Origin of the sequence: Ruegeria sp. HKCCA4812 (genome assembly GCF_013034245.1) — a bacterium.
In the GTDB taxonomy this organism is placed as follows: Bacteria; Pseudomonadota; Alphaproteobacteria; order Rhodobacterales; family Rhodobacteraceae; genus Ruegeria.
The window spans coordinates 257,327-277,831 of the sequence record NZ_WQFQ01000002.1 but is presented as its reverse complement, the minus strand read 5'-3'; the positions used below and the strand labels follow the sequence as shown (position 1 = coordinate 277,831).

The 20,505-nt window shown below is 58.8% G+C and carries 18 protein-coding genes; 15 read left to right on the top strand and 3 right to left on the bottom strand.

The window, feature by feature from the left end; translation table 11 throughout:
- Positions 1–135: 135 nt before the first annotated feature.
- The 9 genes from nadA to GOW04_RS08700 all read left to right on the top strand — a co-directional run bounded on the left by nadA (position 136) and on the right by GOW04_RS08700 (position 9,100).
- A complete protein-coding gene (gene nadA, locus GOW04_RS08740; protein WP_171230399.1) occupies positions 136–1,185 on the top strand; it encodes a quinolinate synthase NadA in 1,050 nt (349 codons plus the stop codon).
- Between the two features lie 6 nt (positions 1,186–1,191).
- Positions 1,192–2,760, top strand: a complete 1,569-nt coding sequence (locus GOW04_RS08735; protein ID WP_171232259.1) for an L-aspartate oxidase — start codon at positions 1,192–1,194, stop codon at positions 2,758–2,760.
- On the top strand, positions 2,757–3,605 hold the full coding sequence (gene nadC / locus GOW04_RS08730; RefSeq protein WP_171232258.1) for a carboxylating nicotinate-nucleotide diphosphorylase: 849 nt from the start codon (positions 2,757–2,759) through the stop codon (positions 3,603–3,605). The genes GOW04_RS08735 and nadC overlap by 4 nt, the downstream gene beginning before the upstream one ends.
- 115 nt (positions 3,606–3,720) lie before the next feature.
- Positions 3,721–4,701: a biotin synthase BioB gene (bioB, locus tag GOW04_RS08725; RefSeq protein ID WP_171232257.1), complete on the top strand. Its 981-nt coding sequence runs from the start codon at positions 3,721–3,723 to the stop codon at positions 4,699–4,701.
- A complete protein-coding gene (locus GOW04_RS08720; protein WP_171232256.1) occupies positions 4,698–5,831 on the top strand; it encodes an 8-amino-7-oxononanoate synthase in 1,134 nt (377 codons plus the stop codon). Before bioB ends, GOW04_RS08720 begins: the two co-directional genes overlap by 4 nt.
- Complete coding sequence (bioD, locus tag GOW04_RS08715) at positions 5,828–6,448, top strand: dethiobiotin synthase (protein ID WP_171232255.1); 621 nt, start codon at positions 5,828–5,830, stop codon at positions 6,446–6,448. The genes GOW04_RS08720 and bioD overlap by 4 nt, the downstream gene beginning before the upstream one ends.
- Positions 6,445–7,731, top strand: coding sequence for an adenosylmethionine--8-amino-7-oxononanoate transaminase (gene bioA / locus GOW04_RS08710; protein WP_171232254.1), 1,287 nt, complete (start codon positions 6,445–6,447; stop codon positions 7,729–7,731). Before bioD ends, bioA begins: the two co-directional genes overlap by 4 nt.
- Positions 7,728–8,348, top strand: coding sequence for a DUF452 family protein (locus GOW04_RS08705; RefSeq protein WP_171232253.1), 621 nt, complete (start codon positions 7,728–7,730; stop codon positions 8,346–8,348). Before bioA ends, GOW04_RS08705 begins: the two co-directional genes overlap by 4 nt.
- Positions 8,345–9,100 (top strand): methyltransferase, encoded by a 756-nt coding sequence (locus GOW04_RS08700; protein WP_171232252.1) that lies wholly within the window; start codon positions 8,345–8,347, stop codon positions 9,098–9,100. Before GOW04_RS08705 ends, GOW04_RS08700 begins: the two co-directional genes overlap by 4 nt.
- On the opposite strand, the gene GOW04_RS08695 is transcribed toward GOW04_RS08700, so the two are convergent.
- Positions 9,081–9,878 carry a DeoR/GlpR family DNA-binding transcription regulator gene (locus GOW04_RS08695; RefSeq protein ID WP_171232251.1) on the bottom strand — a complete coding sequence of 266 codons (798 nt, stop codon included), beginning with the start codon at positions 9,876–9,878 and terminating at the stop codon, positions 9,081–9,083. The two genes, GOW04_RS08700 and GOW04_RS08695, sit on opposite strands and share 20 nt — an antisense overlap.
- 217 nt (positions 9,879–10,095) lie before the next feature.
- Between GOW04_RS08695 and GOW04_RS08690 the strand changes: the two genes are divergently transcribed.
- The 6 genes from GOW04_RS08690 to GOW04_RS08665 all read left to right on the top strand — a co-directional run bounded on the left by GOW04_RS08690 (position 10,096) and on the right by GOW04_RS08665 (position 18,507).
- Complete coding sequence (locus GOW04_RS08690) at positions 10,096–11,040, top strand: ABC transporter substrate-binding protein (RefSeq protein WP_171169534.1); 945 nt, start codon at positions 10,096–10,098, stop codon at positions 11,038–11,040.
- A gap of 74 nt (positions 11,041–11,114) precedes the next feature.
- Positions 11,115–12,137 (top strand): glycine betaine/L-proline ABC transporter ATP-binding protein, encoded by a 1,023-nt coding sequence (locus GOW04_RS08685; RefSeq protein WP_171232469.1) that lies wholly within the window; start codon positions 11,115–11,117, stop codon positions 12,135–12,137.
- On the top strand, positions 12,134–14,125 hold the full coding sequence (locus GOW04_RS08680; protein WP_171232250.1) for a proline/glycine betaine ABC transporter permease: 1,992 nt from the start codon (positions 12,134–12,136) through the stop codon (positions 14,123–14,125). Before GOW04_RS08685 ends, GOW04_RS08680 begins: the two co-directional genes overlap by 4 nt.
- A gap of 1 nt (position 14,126) precedes the next feature.
- Positions 14,127–15,008 (top strand): phosphotransferase, encoded by an 882-nt coding sequence (locus GOW04_RS08675; protein ID WP_217356908.1) that lies wholly within the window; start codon positions 14,127–14,129, stop codon positions 15,006–15,008.
- A gap of 8 nt (positions 15,009–15,016) precedes the next feature.
- Entirely contained in the window at positions 15,017–17,461 is a 2,445-nt protein-coding gene (locus tag GOW04_RS08670; RefSeq protein ID WP_171232249.1) for an FAD-dependent oxidoreductase, read from the top strand.
- Positions 17,462–17,727: 266 nt separating this feature from the next.
- Positions 17,728–18,507 (top strand): inositol monophosphatase family protein, encoded by a 780-nt coding sequence (locus tag GOW04_RS08665; RefSeq protein WP_171232248.1) that lies wholly within the window; start codon positions 17,728–17,730, stop codon positions 18,505–18,507.
- Between the two features lie 23 nt (positions 18,508–18,530).
- On the opposite strand, the gene GOW04_RS08660 is transcribed toward GOW04_RS08665, so the two are convergent.
- Positions 18,531–19,541, bottom strand: coding sequence for an iron ABC transporter permease (locus GOW04_RS08660; protein WP_170345323.1), 1,011 nt, complete (start codon positions 19,539–19,541; stop codon positions 18,531–18,533).
- 1 nt (position 19,542) lies between these two features.
- Positions 19,543–20,493, bottom strand: coding sequence for an ABC transporter substrate-binding protein (locus tag GOW04_RS08655; protein ID WP_254430100.1), 951 nt, complete (start codon positions 20,491–20,493; stop codon positions 19,543–19,545).
- Positions 20,494–20,505: the final 12 nt, after the last annotated feature.

Genomic DNA, 20,505 nt, shown 5'->3' with positions numbered 1-20,505 from the left:
TTCATCTTTGAATTTGTCTGCATGGCTTAGCGCTAACGTCTCATTTTCCGGTTTCGAACCGGGGATGTTTCCGCTAGGGCTAAGCCGTTAAGCAGCCCGCCAGGCTAACGACAACTGACAAAGGTGGCTCGCCCGTTGCTCGATATTGCACAAGTCCGCACTGTTCTTTCGGACGTCTATGACCTCGCCCCATCGGCCACGTTGGCCAATGAGATGAAAGACACGTTTGCCCGTATGGATCGTGTGATCAGCCCGCCGGATTGGGCGATCTATGCGCCCTATGTGCGGGCGATCAACGCGCTCAAGAAAGAGCGTAACGCCGTGATCCTTGGGCACAATTACATGACACCGGAAATCTATCATGGTGTGTCCGATTTCGTGGGTGACAGCCTGCAACTGGCGATCAAGGCCAGTGAGGTGGAAGAGGATGTGATCGTTCAGGCCGGGGTTCATTTCATGGCCGAGACATCGAAAATTCTGAGCCCCGGGAAAACTGTTCTGATGCCCGACATGGATGCGGGCTGTTCTTTGGCAGAATCGATTACGGCCGAAGGAATCGACGAAATGCGGGCCAAATACCCCGGCGCGCCGGTTGTGTCTTACGTGAACACCACTGCCGAGGTCAAAGCGGCTTCGGATATCTGCTGCACCTCGTCGAACGCCTTGCAGATCGTGAATGCCATGGAGAGCGACACGGTCATCATGACGCCGGATCAATATCTGGCTCAAAACGTGGCCAATGAAAGCCACAAGAACGTGGTGTACTGGCCTGGTTCCTGCATCGTGCATGAACAATACACCGCACAGGACCTGCGCGACTTCCGGGAATGGAACCCCGGAACGCGCCTGATTGCGCACCCGGAATGCCCGCCGGATGTGGTGGCCGAGGCGGATTATTCCGGTTCGACCAGCGGGATCATCAAATATGTGCATGATGAGAAACCCGAAAAGGCGATGCTGATCACCGAATGTTCCATGGCGTCGAACATCGCCGATGAACTGCCCGAGGTCGATTTCGTAGGGCCGTGCAACATGTGCCCGTACATGAAAAAAATCACGCTTGAGAAGATCCTCTATGCCCTGCACACGATGGAAGGCCAGGTCGAGGTCGCCGAAGACGTGGCAGAGAAGGCTCGCAAATCCGTTCAGGCGATGATTGATCTGTCCCGCAAGCTCGGCATCTGATCGGCAATGACCGACATCACCACGGATCGCGTCATTATTGTCGGGGCCGGGATTGGCGCGCTTTATGCTGCGCTGAAACTGGCACCGCGACCGGTGGTGATCATCTCGCCTGACCCGCTGGGCGAAGGCGCAAGTTCGGCATGGGCGCAGGGGGGCGTGGCGGCGGCGATGGACCTGGCCGACAGCCCGGAAAGTCACGCCGTTGACACCGTCAATGCCGGGGCTGGAACCGTCGAGCCTGACGTTGCGGATTTAGTGACGCGAGAGGCACGGGACTATATTCTGGACCTGACCACTTTGGGCACACCGTTTGATCGCACCGAGGGTGGCGGATATGTCCTGTCCCGAGAAGCCGCGCACAGTTTTGCCCGCGTCGTGCGGGTAAAGGGCGATCAGGCCGGCAGTGAAATCATGGCCGCCCTGATCGAGCGAGTACGCGAAACTTCTTCGGTGCAGGTGTTGGAAGGGGTCCTTGCCGTTGCGCTGGAAGTGGCGGATGGGCGCGTAGTGGGCGTGGTTTTGCAAGACGCCTCGGAAAGCGGATCCGCGCCCGTGACGCTTCGTGCACCTGCCGTATTGTTGGCGGGTGGCGGTTCTGGCGGGCTTTATGCCCTGACGACCAATCCGGCCCGCATCCGGGGGCAGGTCATCGGAATGGCCGCACGGGCGGGGGCACTGATCGCCGACGCCGAATTCGTTCAGTTCCACCCCACCGCCATGGACGTAGGTGAAGACCCGGCCCCATTGGCGACCGAGGCCCTGCGCGGAGAAGGGGCAATTCTGATAAACAAGCGTGGCGAGCGGTTCATGCAGGCCGTTCATCCTGATGCCGAGCTTGCCCCGCGCGACGTTGTGGCCCGCGCGATATTTGCCGAGGTGCAGGCCGGCAACCGACCGATGCTGGACACCCGCAAGGCTTTGGGCCCGCAAATCAATGAACTTTTCCCGGCGGTTGCCGCATATTGCGCGCGCAACGGAATCGATCCGGTCCGGGATGCGATCCCGGTTGCTCCGGCAGCGCATTACCACATGGGCGGGATTGCCACAGGCACTGATGGCCGCGCGACGCTGGATCGGTTGTGGGTGTGCGGCGAGGCATCTTCGACCGGCCTTCACGGCGCCAACCGGCTGGCCTCGAACGGTTTGCTCGAAGCGTTGGTGTTTGCACGCATCTGTGCCCAGGACATTGCGGGTTCGATACCGGACACTTCCGCGTCGGAACCTGTGGCCCTTCGAATTGATCAAGCTGACATCCCTGATACGTCCGATGCGGTCAGTACGTTGCGCAAGACCATGTCGCGCGATGTTGGCGTTGTCCGGGACCGCGCCGGGTTATGCCGGGCATTGCGCAGGATTGCCACGCTCGAAGAGCGGTATGGCACATGCCCGTCCTTCAGAAACATGTGTGCCACAGCAACCTTGATCGCCGCGGCGGCATTGCAGCGCGAAGAAAGCCGCGGCGCGCATGAGCGATCCGACTTTCCGGAAACTGCCGATGGCCCCGGCAAACGATCCCGGATGTATCTTAGCGACGCGCTGCACATTCGCGCCGAAGCCTGCAAGGAAAAATCATGAGTTTTGCGACCCTGCCCGATCTGATCCTCGAACCCGTCATCCGCGCGGCGCTGATGGAGGATCTGGGAGCATACGGTGACGTGACCACCCGCGCGGTGATCCCGCCGAACGCTACTTATACGGCCCGGCTGAATGCGCGTGAGGATGCCGTCGTTTCGGGTATGCAGGTGGCAACGATTGCGTTCCGGCTGGTCGACCCGACGCTTGAGGTTGAGGTGCTTGTCAAGGATGGCCAGCGTTGTCGGCGCGGCGACACGCTGATGACCATCAAAGGTTCCGCGGCCTCGATCCTGTCGGGTGAGCGGGTCGCGCTGAATTTTGCCGGTCGTCTGACCGGTATCGCCACAAAAACTGCCAGCTTTGTTCAGCAGACAAAGGGCACGAATGCCCGCATGACCTGTACCCGCAAAACCACGCCCGGACTTCGCATCGTCGAAAAACAGGCCGTGCTGCATGGCGGCGGCTTCAATCATCGCTACTCATTGTCCGACGCGATCCTGATCAAGGACAACCACATTGCCGCCGCCGGGGGTGTGCGTCAGGTTCTTGAGGCCGCCAAAGCGCAAGCCAGCCATATGATGGCCGTCGAGATCGAAGTCGATCGACTGGACCAGTTGGCCGAAGTGCTCGAGGTTGGCGGCGCGTCCGTCGTATTGCTGGACAACATGGATGACGAGATGCTGCGCGAAGCGGTTGCCATGGTGGACGGGCCGATGAAGACCGAAGCCAGCGGTAATGTGACGTTGGATCGGGTTGCATCAATTGCGGCGACCGGGGTCGATTACATCTCGTCCGGGGCGCTGACGCATTCCGCCCGAACCGTTGATCTGGGGCTTGATTTCTGAAAAGCGCGGCATTTCCGCTTGATTTGGGATCGTTTGCGCCAACACGGTTGCGCCTTCAGATTTTATCGATAATAAATCCACGGCAACGCAAGCTGCAGGAAGTTTTATAGATAAAATGATCATCCCTCATTCCGGCTGGACCCGAAAGTCTGCGCAAGCTGTTCATGACCTCCCGTTGATGGACCTTCTGTTCCGGGCACAGACCGTGCACCGCGAGAACTTTGATCCGAACAAGATCCAGACCTCTAAGCTGCTGTCGATCAAAACCGGCGGGTGCGCCGAGGATTGCGCCTATTGCTCGCAATCGGCCCGCAACGGATCCACCCTGCCTGCATCGAAGCTGATCGAGGTTCAGCGTGTACTGGCCGAGGCCAAAAAGGCCCGCGACGGTGGCGCGACCCGGTTCTGCATGGGGGCCGCCTGGCGCGAGCCCAAGCCGCGCGATATGCCTGCCCTGGTTGCCATGGTGGAAGGCGTCAAGGCGATGGGCATGGAAACCTGCATGACGCTGGGCATGCTGGATGACACCCAGGTGGTTCAACTGCGCGATGCCGGGTTGGACTATTACAACCACAATATCGACACGTCCGAACGCTATTATTCCGAAGTGATCACCACCCGTACTTTCGCTGACCGGATCGACACGATGAACCGGGTGCAGGAAGCCGGAATCAAGGTCTGCTCGGGTGGTATTCTGGGGATGGGTGAACACACTGGTGACCGTATCGATATGTTGCTGACTTTGGCCAACATGACCCCGCCGCCGGATTCGGTGCCGATCAACATGCTGATGCCACAGGCGGATACTCCGCTGGCTGATGCGGAACCGGTTGATCCAATCGACTTTGTGCGGATCATCGCAACCGCTCGCATCCTGATGCCCAAAGCCTATGTTCGGTTGTCCGCCGGGCGCAGCGACATGAGCGACGAGATGCAGGCGATGTGCTTCTTCGCCGGAGCTAATTCCATCTTTGTCGGTGAAACTCTTTTGACGGCGGAAAACCCCGAAGAAGACACCGACTCGATCCTGTTTGCAAAACTTGGCCTTCAGGCCGAAACGGCTGAAGACCATAAGCGCACGGAAGCCGCCGAATGAAAGCAGTCGAACGACTGGAATCCATGCTGGGTGCGCTGGAAGCCCGGCACCGCCGCCGGGTTTTGATCCCGGCGCGCGGGCTGGATTTTGCGTCCAACGACTATTTGGGGTTGGCCGGGTCAAGCCTGTTGCAAGAGGCCGCGCAGGCGGCGCTGGCGCGCGGCGTGCCCGTCGGCTCGGGCGGCTCGCGACTGCTGCGGGGGAATCACCCGGAGCATGAGGCGCTGGAACACGAAGCGGCTGCGTTCTTTGGGGCCGAGGCCGCATTGTTCATGGGCGGGGGGTTTCAGGCCAATCAGGCAATCTTTTCCACTCTTCCGGCTGCCGGGGATCTGGTTTTGTATGACGAACTGGTCCACGCCAGCGCCCATGAGGGGATGCGCGCCAGCCGAGCGGATCTGCGCGCTTTTCGTCACAACGACGTCGCGGATGCGCGAAACGTTCTGACCGAATGGCGATCCGCTGGCGGGCACGGTCAGGTATGGGTCGCTGTTGAAAGCGTCTATTCCATGGAGGGCGATCTGGCTCCGCTGGAAGATTTGTCATGTCTGGCGTGTGAAGCCCAAGCTGTTCTGATCGTGGATGAGGCGCACGCCACCGGCGTTTTCGGGGCAAATGGTAAAGGTCTGGCGCATGATCTGAACGCTGACCTTCTGACCCTGCACACCTGCGGCAAGGGGCTTGGAGTTTCCGGCGGGCTGATCTGTGGCCCGCGGGCGATGGTCGATACCCTGATCAACCGCGCACGGCCCTTTATCTTTGCAACGGCGCCGTCCCCTCTGAATGCCGCGCTGGTACGGGCTGTCCTGCGTGAACTGGCCGGGAATGACGATTTGGTCACTGCTGCACGCAAACGTCTGCGCCATGCACATGAGGCGGCCCGTGAAACAGGGTTGCCTGACGCGGCCTTGAACAGCCAGATCATTCCCGTCGTTCTTGGGGACGAGGCCCGCACGATGGCGATGGCACAGGCTTTGCAACATCAGGGGTTCGACATTCGCGGCATTCGACCGCCTACCGTTCCAAAAGGCACATCCCGTCTGCGCGTCTCGATCACCGGGAATGTCGGTCCCGAGGACATTTCGGCCCTGTTTGCAACCATCTCCAGCCATCAGTCGGAGGCCGCATGAGCGCTCTGGTCATTGTCGGAACCGACACTGGCGTCGGAAAAACAGTTTTTTCGGCTGGCCTGACGGCGGCCCTGAACGCCACTTACTGGAAGCCGGTTCAATCGGGTCTCGAGGATGCAACGGACACGGAAACCGTCTGCACCTTGTCCGGCGTGGACGTGTTGCCCGAGGCGTATCGCCTGAACATGCCTGCCTCACCCCATCTTTCTGCCGAAGATATGGGCATAGAGATCGATCTGTCCCGGCTTGCGCTGCCGCAGGTTGACGGGCCGCTGGTTGTGGAAGGGGCTGGGGGGCTGATGGTGCCTCTGAACCGCAAATCCTACTATCTGGATCTGATTGCCCAATGGCAGGCCCCCGTCGTTCTGGTCGCACGCACGGCGTTGGGAACGATCAACCACACCACGCTGTCCCTGATGGCGCTCCGGGGCGCTGGGTGCGAGGTGGTCGGCGTTGCCTTTGTCGGAGATCCGGAGCCCGACGTGGAACAAACCATCGTCGAAATGAGCAAGGTGCGACACCTCGGACGCCTGCCTTATCTTGGCGACCTGACGCAGCAAAGCTTGTCAGAAGCTTTCTCGTCCATAGACGTGGCGACCATACGGAGGTTTCTGTGACCCCGCTTGAGTTTGACGCCCACCACCTTTGGCATCCCTATACCAACGTGGCCGATCCCGGTGCGATGCATCTTATCGACCGGGCCGAGGGCGTGTATCTTTATCGGGAGGACGGCGCAAAGATGATAGACGCCATGTCGTCATGGTGGTGCGCCATCCACGGCCACAAGCATCCCGAAATCACATCCGCCATGCAATCACAGCTGGAAAAGATGCCTCATGTGATGTTCGGAGGGCTGACACACCATCCGGCCATTGATCTGGGGCGCAGGATGGTCGACATGTTGCCCGAGGGGCTGGATCGCATTTTCTATTGCGACAGTGGGTCTGTTTCGGTCGAAGTGTCGATGAAGATGGCGGTGCAGTATCAAATGGCTCATGGCCGCACCCGCAAATTCGAATTTGCCACAATTCGGGGCGGCTATCACGGTGACACGTGGAAAGCGATGAGCGTCTGTGACCCTGTGACGGGTATGCACGGGCTGTTCCGAGGGGCTTTGTCGATCCAGCACTTCCTGCCGCGTCCCCAGGTTCGGTTGGGGGATGACTGGCCCGAAGACCCGGCGTTGAACGGATTGGAGGCGCTGGAACGACTGTTGGCCGACAAGGGCGATCACCTCGCGGCCCTGATCCTTGAGCCCGTGGTTCAAGGCGCCGGGGGCATGTATTTCTATCATCCCCAATGGCTGCGCGCGGCACGCGCCATGTGCGATGCTCATGACGTGCTGATCATTTTTGACGAGATCGCAACCGGGTTTGGCCGAACCGGCAAGCTGTTTGCCACCGATCATGCGGGCATCACCCCGGATATAATGTGTTTGGGCAAGGCATTGACCGGTGGGCATATCTCGTTTGCTGCTACCGTGACCAGCAAGCAGGTGGCGTATGGCATTGGCAACAGTGAGGCCGGAGTGTTCATGCACGGCCCGACCTATATGGCCAACCCTCTGGCCTGTGCCGCTGGTTCGGCCAGCCTCAGACTGCTTGCCGAGGGGGACTGGCAGCGCCAGGTGGCCGATATCGAAGACCAGATGCGGACCGAACTGGAGCCCGCGCGCAGTTTGCCAGGCGTTGCAGATGTCAGGGTTCTTGGCGCTATTGGCGTTATCGAAATGAAGGAAACGGTTGATCCTTCGGTCGCTCATCGGCTGGCCCCTGAAACCGGAGTGTGGCTGCGCCCCTTTGCGCGCAACATCTATTGCATGCCGCCTTACATTGTTTCACCTGATGAGCTCGGCCGGATCACCAGCGCGATGGTCGCTTTGGCCGGGGGACAGCAATGAAACACCGGTGGCTGGCGCAATCGGATGACAGCAAGCTGACACTGGTCTTCGGGGGGTGGGCGCTGGGTTCTGCCCCGTTCCGCGGGCTGACCGGAGGCGGATCAATTCTGCTGGTGGATGACTATACCCGGCTTGATGATCCCTTGCCCGATCTGGCCGGGTTTGACCGCGTCGAAATGCTTGCGTTTTCCTTCGGTGTCGCATCCGCGGCCCATTGGCTGGCCAGCACAGGGTTTCGCCCTGACCGGCTGGTTGCTGTCAGTGGTACGTTGCATCCTGCCTGCGCAGACCGGGGCATCGCGCCCGATATTGTCCGGGCCACGGCGGATCAGCTGTCATCGGCAAGTTTCGTCAAATTTTGCCGACGCGCCGGACTGTCTGCTGACATACCTGAACTGGACATCGAGCAGGCAAGAAAGGAACTTCATGCGGTCATCGAGCGTGGCTCGGCGCCTGATCCCGGCTTTGATCGGGTTTGGATATCAGAGCGGGACCGGATCATTCCGACCAATGCTCAGAGGACGGCCTGGGCCGCAACCCCTGATGTGGTCAAGGGCGTTGCCGCTCCGCACGTGCCATTTGAACCGGGCCAAAGCTGGGCGGAGTGGATGTCATGACGGCGCAATTGGCGGACAAGGTTCAGCGAAGCTTCAGCCGAAGCTTCCAGACTTACAACGATACAGCCAGCCAGCAGGCCTGGGTTGCCCGCAAGCTGGTTTCCGAGATGCAACGGGTTGGCGCGCCGAACCGGTTTGATGTGGCCTTCGAGCTGGGATGCGGCACTGGCCATCTGACCCGGTTGCTGCGGCAGAACTTTGACCTTCCCGATTTTCACGTGAACGATATAGCGCCGCAGGCTCGGGCGACGGCAGATGCGGAAAATGCGGCCTTCATTGCCGGAGACGTCCGCCTGGTCGAATGGCCCGCAAAGTTGGATTTGGTCGCGTCGGCCTCGATGATCCAATGGATGGAGGATCCGGCCGGTTTGCTGCAACAGGTTGCCGAGGCGCTTGAACCCGGAGGGTGGCTGGCGATTTCCGGGTTTGGTCCATTGCAATATCAAGAGCTTGCGCAAATCGGATCGACAGCCCGTGCACCGGGCCTATGCCTGCCTGACGCCCTTGCAACCGCCATAGATGGGCCGTTCAAGATTCTGACGGTTGGCCAAAGCGTTCGGCCATCCTATTTTGACACGCCCAGAGATGTGCTGAAACATTTGCGCAGTACAGGAGTAAATGGCCGGGCTCAGGGTGCATGGACCCGGTCCACCTTGGCCCGGTTCGAAGCTGACTACGTGCAGAAGTTCGGAACTGACGGCAGGGTTCCTCTGACTTACCACCCGGTGTGGGTCATTGCCGAAAAGCGTTAGGCGCTTTTTCGGCGACGACAAGGTCGATTTCATTCGCCGACAGCATCTGGCAGATGTCCTCGGGCGGGGTCACATCGGTAAAGAACAGATTGATCTTGTCGGCAGGTTCCAATGTGACCGGCGCGCGCTTTCCCAGCTTTTCGCCATCGGCCACGACAATGCGGACCTGTGCGTTTTGAATGGCGACGCGGGCCAAGTTTGCTTCTTGCAGGTCGTGCAGCATAAAGCCCGGGTCCGCATTGACCGCCCCGACTGAAAGAATGGCGAAACGGACGTTCAAACGTTTGATCAGGTCCTGAGCTTCAACACCAAATGCGCCCCCATCGTGCGACCGCAGCTCGCCACCAGCCATGAACACCCGGTTGTTGTTTCTTGAAGCCAATGCCTGAGCAACAAAAACCGAGTTCGTCACGACAAAGAGATCGCTGTGGTTGCCAAGCGCCTGCGCCACATAAGCGGTAGTAGAGCCGATATCGAGGAAAACGGAGTCGCCGTCACTGATGACCTCGGCAACCGCCTTCGCCAGTTTCTCTTTCGCGTCAACCTTCTTGTCCAGGCGGCTTTGCAGCGACGGTTCCAGAATGTCTTCGAGAAGATGAACCCCGCCATGGACCTTGCGCACGATGCCGCGTTCTTCCAGATTGCGGACGTTTCGCCGAATGGTTTCCAGGCTGACCCCAAGTTCATTCGCCAGAACGCTTACCCGGCACGACCCGCCCGCGCGAAAAAGGGCGCGCAGGATTTCTTCTTCTCGTTGGTTTGTGGTTGGCAGGTTCATGTTTCGCGCTCTGATGGCATCGTCATAAGGGACGTTAAGCCATACCACAATACCCACATAAAGCAACGTTATCCGCGGGTATGGCTTTAGAAACTTGCTTCATGCAGGAAATAATGTGGCTTTACGTGGTTTTTATTGACACAAAACCCCACGATGTGGTCGTCTGTACTCAATACCACCGATTCATCGAAAAAAATCACGACAGGGAGAAGGTGTTATGAATTGTAAAATGGGAATTTCTGCGCTGGCCATCATGGCCGCCGGAGCCGCAACAACTGCATGGGCTGTTGAGTCCACGGACCCAATCAAACTGACGCTGCACGACTGGTCGGGGCAGTTGATCAATACCAAGATCATGGGTTCGATCCTGGAAGAAGCCGGGTACAACGTTGAATATGTTCAGGCGGATTACATTGCTCAGTTCGCCGGTCTGAAAACGGGTGACCTGCATCTGGCAATGGAAATCTGGGAAACCACCGGACGCGAAGCGCTGGACGAGGCAACCGGCACCGGCAAGGTCGTCAATGTCGGCGAAACCGGCCTGATGGCGATCGAAGAATGGTGGTATCCCAGCTACATGAAGGAACGGTGCCCGGGATTGCCGAATTGGGAGGCGCTGAAAGACTGCGCCGAGGAATTCGCGACGGCGGAAACTGCTCCGAACGGGCGTTATGTCGGCGGCCCGGTGACCTGGGGTGGCTTCGATGACGAGCGTGTCGAAGCGCTTGAACTGGATTTCGAAGTCGTCCATGCGGGTACCGACGCGGCCCTGTTTGCAGAATTGGAATCCGCTTATCAAAGACAGGATCCAATTGTTCTGTGGGTCTACGTCCCACATTGGGCGCCGGCAAAATACGAAGGCGAGTTCGTCGAGTTCCCGCCATTTACGCCAGAGTGTTACAGCGACCCTTCTGTCGGTGTGAACCCGAATATGGCCTATGATTGCGGCAAGCCGCGTGGCCCGATCTGGAAAGCAGCCTGGTCTGGCCTGCAAGAAAAATGGCCGGGTGCTTATGACATCATCGAAGCCTACAAAATCAACAATGATGAAATGAGCGCTATGGTTGGCAAGGCCGATCTGGACGGCGTGGAAATCGACAGCGTTGTTGCAGAGTGGATGGAGACCAACAAAGACCGCTGGTCTGGCTGGATCTCGAAGTAATCCACTGGCCAGAGCGGGCCTGTCGCTCTCTCGGACCGCTCTGGCCTTTTTCGCGAATGAACCGGACCACCCTGATGCCCCCCAAGACCAAACTGTCGTGCCGAAACGTCTGGAAGCTTTATGGCCCCAACGCAGATCGGTTGCTGCGGACAACCCCCGAACCTACGGCAGAAGAAATTCGCAAGGCAGGCGTGATCGGCGCAGTGCGCAACGCAAATATCGAGATCTCGGAAGGTGAGATTTTCGTCATCATGGGCCTGTCGGGGTCCGGCAAATCCACTCTGGTTCGGTGCTTGTCCCGGTTGATCGAACCAACCGCCGGTGAAGTTCTGTTCGACGATGCTGACCTCTTGCGCGCCAGCGAGAATGAGCTGATCGAAATCCGGCGTCACAAGATGGGCATGGTGTTCCAGCATTTCGCGTTGCTGCCGCATCTGACCGTTTTGCAGAATGTGATGTTTCCGTTGACGATTCAGGCCACACCCAAACCCGAAGCCGACGCCAAGGCCCGCGAGGTGGTGGAACTGGTCGGTTTGAAGGGGCGCGAGGATTATTACCCGCGTGAGCTGTCCGGCGGCCAGCAACAGCGCGTCGGCATTGCCCGTTCCTTGGTGACCGAGCCTGATCTATGGTTTCTGGACGAGCCGTTCTCGGCCCTCGATCCGCTGATCCGGCGCGAGATGCAGGATGAATTCCTGCGGTTGCAGGAGCGGTTGCACAAGACCATCGTTTTCATCACCCATGATTTCGAAGAGGCCGTTCGCCTGGCCGACCGCATCGCCATCATGAAGGACGGAGAGGTGATCCAGATCGCCACGCCGGAAGAGCTGGTGATGCACCCGGCCACCGGTTATGTGGCTGAATTCACGAAACATATCCCCCGCTCAAAGGTCCTGACCGTCGGCGGTGTCATGACCCCCGGCGCTGTGGGCGAGGGCAATCCGATCTTTCAATCCACGCGCATCTCGGACGTGGCGGAACGGATTATCGCGGCAGATGCGCCGATCCCCGTGGTTGATGCTGATGGCCAGCCCGTCGGAGCGATTGACCGCAAGGCCGTTGCGCATGTGCTGTTCGGCGGCGGAGACACGGCATGATCCGCCTGACCCGCAGCCAGATGGCAATTCTGCTGCTTGTTCTGATCACCATCGTGCTTGGCTATTTCGGTCGTGATTTGAGCAAGGCGCTGGATGCGCGCTGGTTGACCAAGTTCCCTTCGGCCTGGGTGATCCCGTTCAAAACCTACATTTCCTCGGCGATGACATGGCTGATCGAGGATGCCGCCATCGGGCCGGTGTCCTTCACCGATGTCACCCGCGCCATCGCGTGGTTGATCGAGCAGCCCTACAATCTGGTATTGGCCCTGCTGGCCGACGGCTTTGTCAGCGGTCAGGGAAATGACGCGCAGGTCATCCTGCCTGCGATCAGCTGGATCGTGGTCATCACCGCCGTTGTCGCCTTGGGTCAATATTGCCGTGACTGGGGATTGGCCGCTCTGGTCGGGGCCTGCTTCGTCTATCTTGCAGTTTTCGGACAATGGGACAGCGCCATGGTGACGCTGGCCTCGGTCCTGATCGCGGTGCCGATTGGAGCGGGCGGCGGGTTGCTGTTGGGCATTCTCGCCTATCGCCATCCGCTTTTTGAAAAGATCATCTCACCAATCCTGGACCTGATGCAGACGATCCCGATCTTTGCCTATCTGGTGCCGATCCTGTTCATGTTTGGCTTTGGCCCGATCTCTGCCTTGGTCGCGACGATCATCTATGCGACCCCGCCGATGGTGCGGATCACAACGCTGGCGCTGAAAGGTGTGGATCCTGAGATTCTGGATTTCGGACGCATGGCGGGCACGACCCGGCGGCAGTTGATGTGGCGTGTGCTTGTGCCCTCGGCCAGCCACAGCCTGATGGTGGGCGTCAATCAGGTGATCATGCTGACCCTGAACATGGTCATCATCGCCTCGATGATCGGGGCTGGGGGGCTGGGCTTTGACGTCCTCGCCGCGCTCCGCCGTCTGGACATTGGGGCAGGGTTCGAAGCCGGCATCGCCATCGTGGTACTGGCCATCGCCGTCGACCGTCTGAGCCAGGCCTTTGCCGAACGGATGGGGCAGGTGCATCATGAGGTCCCCGGCTCGTGGATCGCGCGTCATCGCCGGACGGTTCTGGTTGTGGTCCTGATGCTGCTGACCTGGGTGCTGGGACAGTTCTCGCCTCTGTTGCTGGAATATCCTGAAAGTCAGACCATTACCACCGGCGCGTTCTGGGACAACACGGTCGAATACCTGAACGTCAACTATTTCGACACGTTCGAGGCCATCAAGGTTTTCTTCCTGACCTGGTTCATGATCCCGATCAAAACTGTTCTGCTGGGCATCCCGTGGCCATGGGTCATCGCGATGCTGGCCCTGCTGGGCTGGCACGCAGGCGGTTGGCGGCTGGCGTTGCTGTGTGGTGGGATGGCCTCGCTGGTACTTGTGTCGGGCCTGTGGTCAAAGGCGATGGTGACAGTGTATCTGTGCGGTGCATCGGTCATTCTGGCAACGCTGATCGGGGTGCCTCTGGGTGTTCTGGCGGCGCTGAACAAACGCGCTGGAACGGCCATCAACCTGCTGATCGACACGCTGCAAACCCTTCCCAGCTTTGTTTATCTGATCCCTGTCGTCATGCTGTTCAGGGTCGGCGATTTCACCGCGCTGATCGCCATCGTTCTTTATGCGCTGGCCCCGGCGGTCCGCTATGCTGCCCATGGCATACGGTCGGTTAGCGAAGAGCTGATCGAGGCCGGTCTGGTTTCGGGCTGCACCCGCAGGCAATTGCTGCGCCATATCCGCCTGCCGATGGCGTTGCCTGAAATCCTGCTGGGCGTCAATCAGACGATCATGCTGGCGCTGTCGATGCTGGTGATCACCGCCCTCGTCGGCACCCGCGATCTGGGGCAGGAGGTCTATATCGCCCTGACCAAGGCCGATACCGGCCGCGGTCTGGTGGCCGGCCTGTCGATTGCCTTCATCGCCATCATCGCTGATCGGTTGATCAATGCCAGTGCCCGCCAGGCCCGCATCCGCTTTGGACTGGAGAGTTGATATGAGCCATCCCGACCTGATGACCCGCATCCGCGCTCTGCCGATCTGGCAGGGAGAGATCGAGGCCACTCCGTTGACCGGTGGCATCACCAATGTGAACTACAAGGTCACGGACGGCAGCGGGTCTTATGTGGTGCGTGTGGGCGACGACATCCCCCTGCATCAGGTGATGCGGTTCAATGAGCTGGCCGCCAGCAAGGCAGCCAATGCGGCAGGTCTGTCGCCTGCCGTGCTGCATTCCTCGGGCGATTTGACAGTGCTGGAATTCATCGAAAGCCGCACATTGACGGAAGAAGATGTACGCCACCCGAACATGCTGCCCCGAGTTCTGGAATTGGTGAAGGCCTGTCATGTCGAAGTGCCGAAACACCTGCGCGGGCCGTCGCTGGTATTCTGGGTGTTCCATGTCATCCGGGACTATGCCGCAACGCTAACCGAGAATGACAGCGCCCATGCAAAGCTGATCCCCGATCTGATAGACGCAGGCACGCTGCTGGAACGTGAGGCAAGGCCGTATGACATCGTGTTCGGCCATAACGACCTGCTCTGCGGCAATTTTCTGGACGACGGCAACCGCCTTTGGCTGATCGATTTCGACTATGCCGGGTTCAATTCTCCGCTGTTCGATCTGGGCGGGCTGGCGTCGAACAATGGCCTGTCGTCTGAACAGGAAGACTGGGTGTTGGAGAGCTATTTCGAAGCCCCGGTCACCGACGGTCTGCGCCACCGCTATGCGGCGATGAAATGTGCCTCGCTGCTGCGGGAAACCATGTGGAGCATGGTGTCCGAGATCACCTCGGATATCGACTTTGATTACGCAGCCTACACAGCTGAAAACCTGGCGCGGTTCTGCGCAGCCCTTACCGATTTCAAAAATACCTGAGGACAGACATGACCGACCTTCCGAATACAGCCAAAGCCGTCATTATCGGTGGCGGGATCATCGGCTGCTCGACCGCCTATCACCTGGCCAAGCTGGGCTGGACGGATACGGTGCTGCTGGAGCGCAAGAAACTGACCTCGGGCACCACGTTTCACGCAGCGGGTCTGGTGGGGCAGTTGCGTTCGAACGCCAATGTCACGCAATTGCTGGGTTATTCCGTCGATCTGTACAACAAGATCGAAGAGGAAACAGGGCTTGGCACTGGCTGGAAGATGAACGGCGGCTTGCGTCTGGCCTGCAACGAAGAGCGCTGGACCGAAGTGAAACGCCAGGCCACTACGGCGCATTCCTTTGGTCTGGACATGCAGCTTCTGACCCCATCCGAGGCGCAGGAGCTGTGGCCCTTGATGGATGTCTCTGACGTGATCGGCGCGGCTTACCTGCCGACAGACGGTCAGGCCAATCCGTCAGATATCACGCAGGCATTGGCCAAGGGCGCCCGCATGGCCGGAGCGAAGATATTCGAAGATACCAAAGTCACCGATATCGAGATCGAAGATGGCAAAATTCGCGCGGTTATCACCGAACAAGGTCGGATCGAGTGTGAAAAGGTGATCTGCTGCGCCGGGCAATGGTCCCGCACCTTTGCCAGCCGCTTTGGCGTCAACGTTCCTCTGGTTCCGATGGAGCACCAGTACATGGTGACTGAACCTTTCGACGTGCCCGGCAATCTGCCCACTCTGCGCGATCCCGACCGGCTGACTTACTACAAGGAAGAAGTCGGAGGTCTGGTCATGGGCGGCTATGAGCCGAACCCGATCCCCTGGGCCACCAAGGGTATACCGCAAGGCTTCCACTATACCCTTCTTGACAGCAACTTCGATCATTTCGAACAGCTTATGGAACTTGCGCTGGGTCGCGTGCCCGCGTTGGAGAACGCTGGCGTCAAGACGCTGACCAACGGGCCGGAAAGCTTCACGCCTGACGGCAATTTCATCATCGGCGAAGCGCCCGAGTTGAGGAACTTCTTCGTCGGTGCTGGCTTCAATGCCTTTGGCATCGCGGCTGGCGGTGGTGCGGGCATGGCGCTGGCGGAATGGGTGCATAAGGGCGAGCCGCCCTTCGATTTGTGGTCTGCCGATATCCGTCGCTTTGGCCGCCCGCATTTCGACACCGACTGGGTTCGCACCCGTACCGTCGAGGCATATGGCAAACACTACACGATGGGTTGGCCGCATGAGGAACATGACTCGGGCCGCCCCTGCCGAAAATCGCCGCTTTATGACACGCTGAAAAAGCAGGGCGCGTGTTTTGGCGAGAAACTGGGCTGGGAACGCCCCAACTGGTACGCGGACGCGTCAAAGGGCGAGGTGCCCAAGGATGAATACAGCTTTGGCCGCCAGAACTGGTTCGATGCCGTCGGGCGGGAACATAAAGCGGCACGTGAAGCGGCTGTGTTGTTCGATCAGACCTCTTTCGCCAAATTCGCCCTCAAGGGTCCGGATGCTTTGGCAGCGTTGAACTGGATCTGCGCCAATGATGTGGACAAGCCGGTTGGCGCGCTTGCCTACACCCAGATGCTGAACGACAAGGGCGGGATCGAGTGTGACCTGACCGTTGGGCGCGTGGCCCATGATGAGTTCTATATCGTCACCGGCACCGGCTATGCCACCCATGACTTCGACTGGATCAACCGCAGCATTCCCGAGGGCATGAATTGCCAGCTTTTCGATATCACCTCATCGAATGCGGTTCTGTCATTGATGGGGCCAAAATCACGTGAGATTCTGGCGCCGGTGACGCGCGATGACGTCTCGAACAGCGGGTTCAAGTTTGGCACGATCCGCACCATCGGCATCGCCGGGTGCCCGGTTAAGGCGCTGCGCGTGACTTATGTGGGTGAACTGGGCTGGGAACTGCACCTGCCGGTGGAATATGCACAAACCGTGTATGACGCCTTGATGGAGGCAGGGCGCCCGCATGGATTGATCAATGCGGGCTACAGGGCGATTGAATCGCTGCGTCTTGAAAAAGGCTATCGCGCCTGGGGCTCGGATATCGGGCCGGATCATACGCCGTTCGAAAGCGGCTTGGGCTGGGCCGTGAAACTCCGGAAAAATATTGATTTCAAAGGGCGCGCCGCCTCTGAGGCGCAAAAAACCGGCGGCGTAAAGAAGATGCTGGCATGTTTCACGGTTGACCCCGAGGTTGTTCTTCTGGGGCGTGAAACGATCTATCGGAATGGCGAAAGGGTCGGATGGCTGACTTCGGGCGGCTATGGTTACACCGTCGAAAAGTCGATCGGCTACGGTTACATCCGAAACGCCAACGGTGTCGACGCACAATACGTCACATCAGGGACATATGAATTGGATGTCGCCACTCAGAGGGTTCCTTGCGAAGTGACGCTGCAACCGCTTTACGACCCGCAGATGAGCCGGGTGAAGACCTGACCCGAGGGTGCAAGAGCAGATCTACCGACACACGCACGGCGATCGGAACATATGGGGAAAGCATGCAAACAGGGCAAATCCGCCCCGAGTGTCCGAGTGTTCGTTGAATCTGACGGATTTCGATCCATAAGCCATTGATAAAGTTTCAGTATTGTCACACCTCATGCCCATCTGAAAACTGAACTGCAAGACTTCTCATTCAGCTTTCAGGGCAAACAACCTTTCATCCGTCGGAGATTGGATGACTTCAGCCGAAAGGACCGGAAATGGTAACCCCAGATGCGTTGACTGAGCATGCGATGAAGATTGCGGATATTGCCTCGGAGTCCGCGATGCGGTTTTTCCGGGGATCTTTGGGCATTGAATTCAAGCAGGATGAAAGCCCGGTGACGCAGGCCGACAAGGCAGTTGAGGCAGAAGTACGCACCTACTTGAAACAGCATTTTCCCACGCACGGCATCTTTGGCGAAGAGCACGGGCAAGAAGCAGGCGACGGGCGTCATATGTGGGTGATTGACCCGATTGACGGAACCCGTTCGTTTCTGTCCGGTCATCCTTTGTTCGGGTTTCTTTTGGCGCACCTTGTGGATGGGCGCCCTCGGTTGGGGCTGGTCGGAATGCAGGCCTTGCATGAGACCTATTTGGGTGTGGTTGGTGACGGCGCCAGCCTGAACGGGCGACCGATAAAGGTGTCGCACACCACGCGTCTGGATCAATCGGTTTTGTATGTGAACGAAGGGGACAAGATTTATCGCGATCATCCTGACCTGTTCAGCCGGCTGATGAATGCAGGGCAGACGCGCCGATTTGCCTATGATTGTTACCCCCATGCCTTGCTTGCTTCGGGCCATGTCGATGCTGTGGTGGATTACGATCTGCAACCTTATGACTATCTGGCGCTCTCACCTCTGATCACGGCTGCTGGCGGCGTGATGACCGATTGGCAGGGGCACGCTTTGACCCTCGATTCAGATGGCGCGGTCGTTTCCGCCGCAACCCCTGAACTGCACGCAGAACTGCTTGACCTCATCAATGTCGAGAAATGACAGTGTTGCGCAACCTTTGAAAACTAGTTCCCGCGATCGGATTTGAACAAATACAAAAAGACAAAAAGTGATCCTATTGACGTTGTGACGATTCCGACGGGCAACTCCTGCGGAGCCAGAAGAAGGCGTGACAAGATATCAGAGAGTGTCAGCAGAATGGCGCCCACGATGGCCGAGACGATCAGCAGGTTTCGATGCAGAGTTCCGGCGATGCCGCGTGCAATATGAGGCACCATCAGCCCGACGAAGCCGATGACACCGGCAACGGATACGAAACTGGCCGTCGCCAACGCGGCCACGAAGAACATGCTGAACCGCAGGCCCTGAACGGGAATTCCCAGTGACGAGGCTGTGAAATCCCCGGTCAGCAGCGCGTCAAGCCACCGGCTGCGGTAAAGCGAATAGCTCAGGATCAGGCCCAATCCGATCAGGACAAGCGGGAAGGTTTCCCATCTTGCCAGCCCCAGACCGCCAAGCATCCAGAATATCACCGAATGCGCAGCGCGATTGTCGCCAGAGAAAATCAGGTAATTGGTGATCGCGGAAAACAGAAAGGACACCGCCAGGCCAGCAAGGATCAGTTTTTCGGGTGCGCTCGTACGCAAGCCCTGAACCAGCGCCAGAACGATGCCGGATGCGATCAGACCGCCGCAAAACGCCGCCAGCGGCAACGTCCAGATTCCCAGGACATCCCCCGTGACGGTGATCACCAGAACGGCGCCAGCAGCAGCACCAGAGGACAGACCGAACAGAAACGGATCTGCCAGATCGTTTCGCGTCGTTGTTTGCAAAACAACACCAACGACGCCCAGTCCCGCACCAATCACGGCGGCAAACAGGGCGCGGGGCAGGCGAAGGTCGAAGACGATCCGGTGCAAAGGCGACATGTCTCCGTCCACCAGACCGGTTCCAAGGCCGATGGCCGAAAAAACTTCGCGCACGGGGATTGGGGTGGTCCCGTAGACGATGGACAACAGCAAAAGGGCGGTCAGAACAACCGCCCCCAGCAAAATCAAACGGCCCAATTGGACCATATCAGTTGATCTCCGGGTGCATCGCCTTCGCCATCTTCTCGATCGCCTCGATATTTGCCGGACCGGGCGTCAGTTCCTCGTAACGCAGGCCAATCCAGCGCTCGTTCTTTACCGCGTCCGTTTGTGACATTACCGGGTGATCCTTGAGGAACTGGAAAGCGTCCTCTGCGCCGTTGCCGGACTGATAGTCGAGCAGCACCAGAAATTCCGGGTTAGCCGCGGCGACGGCCTCCCACGACGTGCGACCCCAGCTGGTATCCAGATCATGCGTCACGTTCGCGCCACCCGCCGCTGTGATCATCGCATCGGGAATGGCGAACTTGCCGGCGGTGAATGGAGCATCGGCCGGTCCGTCCAACAGGAATACGCGGGGCTTTGCCATATCGGCTGTTTTTGCTTCGATGGCTGACAATTTGTCTTTCCAGCCGGCAACCAGCGCCTCGGCCTTGTCTTCGACATGCATGACCTTGCCCAGACGCAGAACGTCATCAAACAACAGGTTCATGCTGGCCTCGGGGCGATCCTTGTCCAGATGCACGCAGCTTTCGGTCAGGATCATGGTCTTGATACCAAAAGGTTCCAGTGTGTCGGGCGTGACGTCACCGCCGGGTTTCATGCCATAGTACCAACCGGCAAAAAACAGATCGGGTTCGACGGCCACAAGGTTTTCAATGGTCGGGTATTTGGGGGCAAGCTCTGGGATATCGCCACGCTGAGCATCAAAATCAGGGCTTGTTTTGTACCAGCCGGTAATTCCGGTAAGCCCCACGATCTTGTCCTGAAGGCCGAGCGCAAAGGCCATATCCGTCATGTTCATGTCATGCACGACCAGACGTTCCGGCGCCGAGTCAAAAGCCAGCGGTTCGCCGCAATTGTCCACGGTGACGGCTTCCGCTGCCGCGCCACCTGCCAAGCCAGCGAAAACAACCACCGGCCAAAGTTTCTGCATCATATTTAAGTTCCT

What these genes read in the sequence shown, in the direction of transcription:
- bioD (WP_171232255.1), top strand. Translation starts at nt 5,828, where the DNA reads ATGAGCGCTCTGGTCATTGTCGGAACCGACACTGGCGTCGGAAAAACA.
- GOW04_RS08695 (WP_171232251.1), bottom strand. Translation starts at nt 9,878, where the DNA reads ATGAACCTGCCAACCACAAACCAACGAGAAGAAGAAATCCTGCGCGCC.
- GOW04_RS08690 (WP_171169534.1), top strand. Translation starts at nt 10,096, where the DNA reads ATGAATTGTAAAATGGGAATTTCTGCGCTGGCCATCATGGCCGCCGGA.
- GOW04_RS08700 (WP_171232252.1), top strand. Translation starts at nt 8,345, where the DNA reads ATGACGGCGCAATTGGCGGACAAGGTTCAGCGAAGCTTCAGCCGAAGC.
- nadC (WP_171232258.1), top strand. Translation starts at nt 2,757, where the DNA reads ATGAGTTTTGCGACCCTGCCCGATCTGATCCTCGAACCCGTCATCCGC.
- GOW04_RS08685 (WP_171232469.1), top strand. Translation starts at nt 11,115, where the DNA reads ATGCCCCCCAAGACCAAACTGTCGTGCCGAAACGTCTGGAAGCTTTAT.
- GOW04_RS08670 (WP_171232249.1), top strand. Translation starts at nt 15,017, where the DNA reads ATGACCGACCTTCCGAATACAGCCAAAGCCGTCATTATCGGTGGCGGG.
- bioB (WP_171232257.1), top strand. Translation starts at nt 3,721, where the DNA reads ATGATCATCCCTCATTCCGGCTGGACCCGAAAGTCTGCGCAAGCTGTT.
- GOW04_RS08720 (WP_171232256.1), top strand. Translation starts at nt 4,698, where the DNA reads ATGAAAGCAGTCGAACGACTGGAATCCATGCTGGGTGCGCTGGAAGCC.
- GOW04_RS08665 (WP_171232248.1), top strand. Translation starts at nt 17,728, where the DNA reads ATGGTAACCCCAGATGCGTTGACTGAGCATGCGATGAAGATTGCGGAT.
- GOW04_RS08735 (WP_171232259.1), top strand. Translation starts at nt 1,192, where the DNA reads ATGACCGACATCACCACGGATCGCGTCATTATTGTCGGGGCCGGGATT.
- GOW04_RS08660 (WP_170345323.1), bottom strand. Translation starts at nt 19,541, where the DNA reads ATGGTCCAATTGGGCCGTTTGATTTTGCTGGGGGCGGTTGTTCTGACC.
- GOW04_RS08675 (WP_217356908.1), top strand. Translation starts at nt 14,127, where the DNA reads ATGAGCCATCCCGACCTGATGACCCGCATCCGCGCTCTGCCGATCTGG.
- GOW04_RS08680 (WP_171232250.1), top strand. Translation starts at nt 12,134, where the DNA reads ATGATCCGCCTGACCCGCAGCCAGATGGCAATTCTGCTGCTTGTTCTG.
- GOW04_RS08705 (WP_171232253.1), top strand. Translation starts at nt 7,728, where the DNA reads ATGAAACACCGGTGGCTGGCGCAATCGGATGACAGCAAGCTGACACTG.
- GOW04_RS08655 (WP_254430100.1), bottom strand. Translation starts at nt 20,493, where the DNA reads ATGATGCAGAAACTTTGGCCGGTGGTTGTTTTCGCTGGCTTGGCAGGT.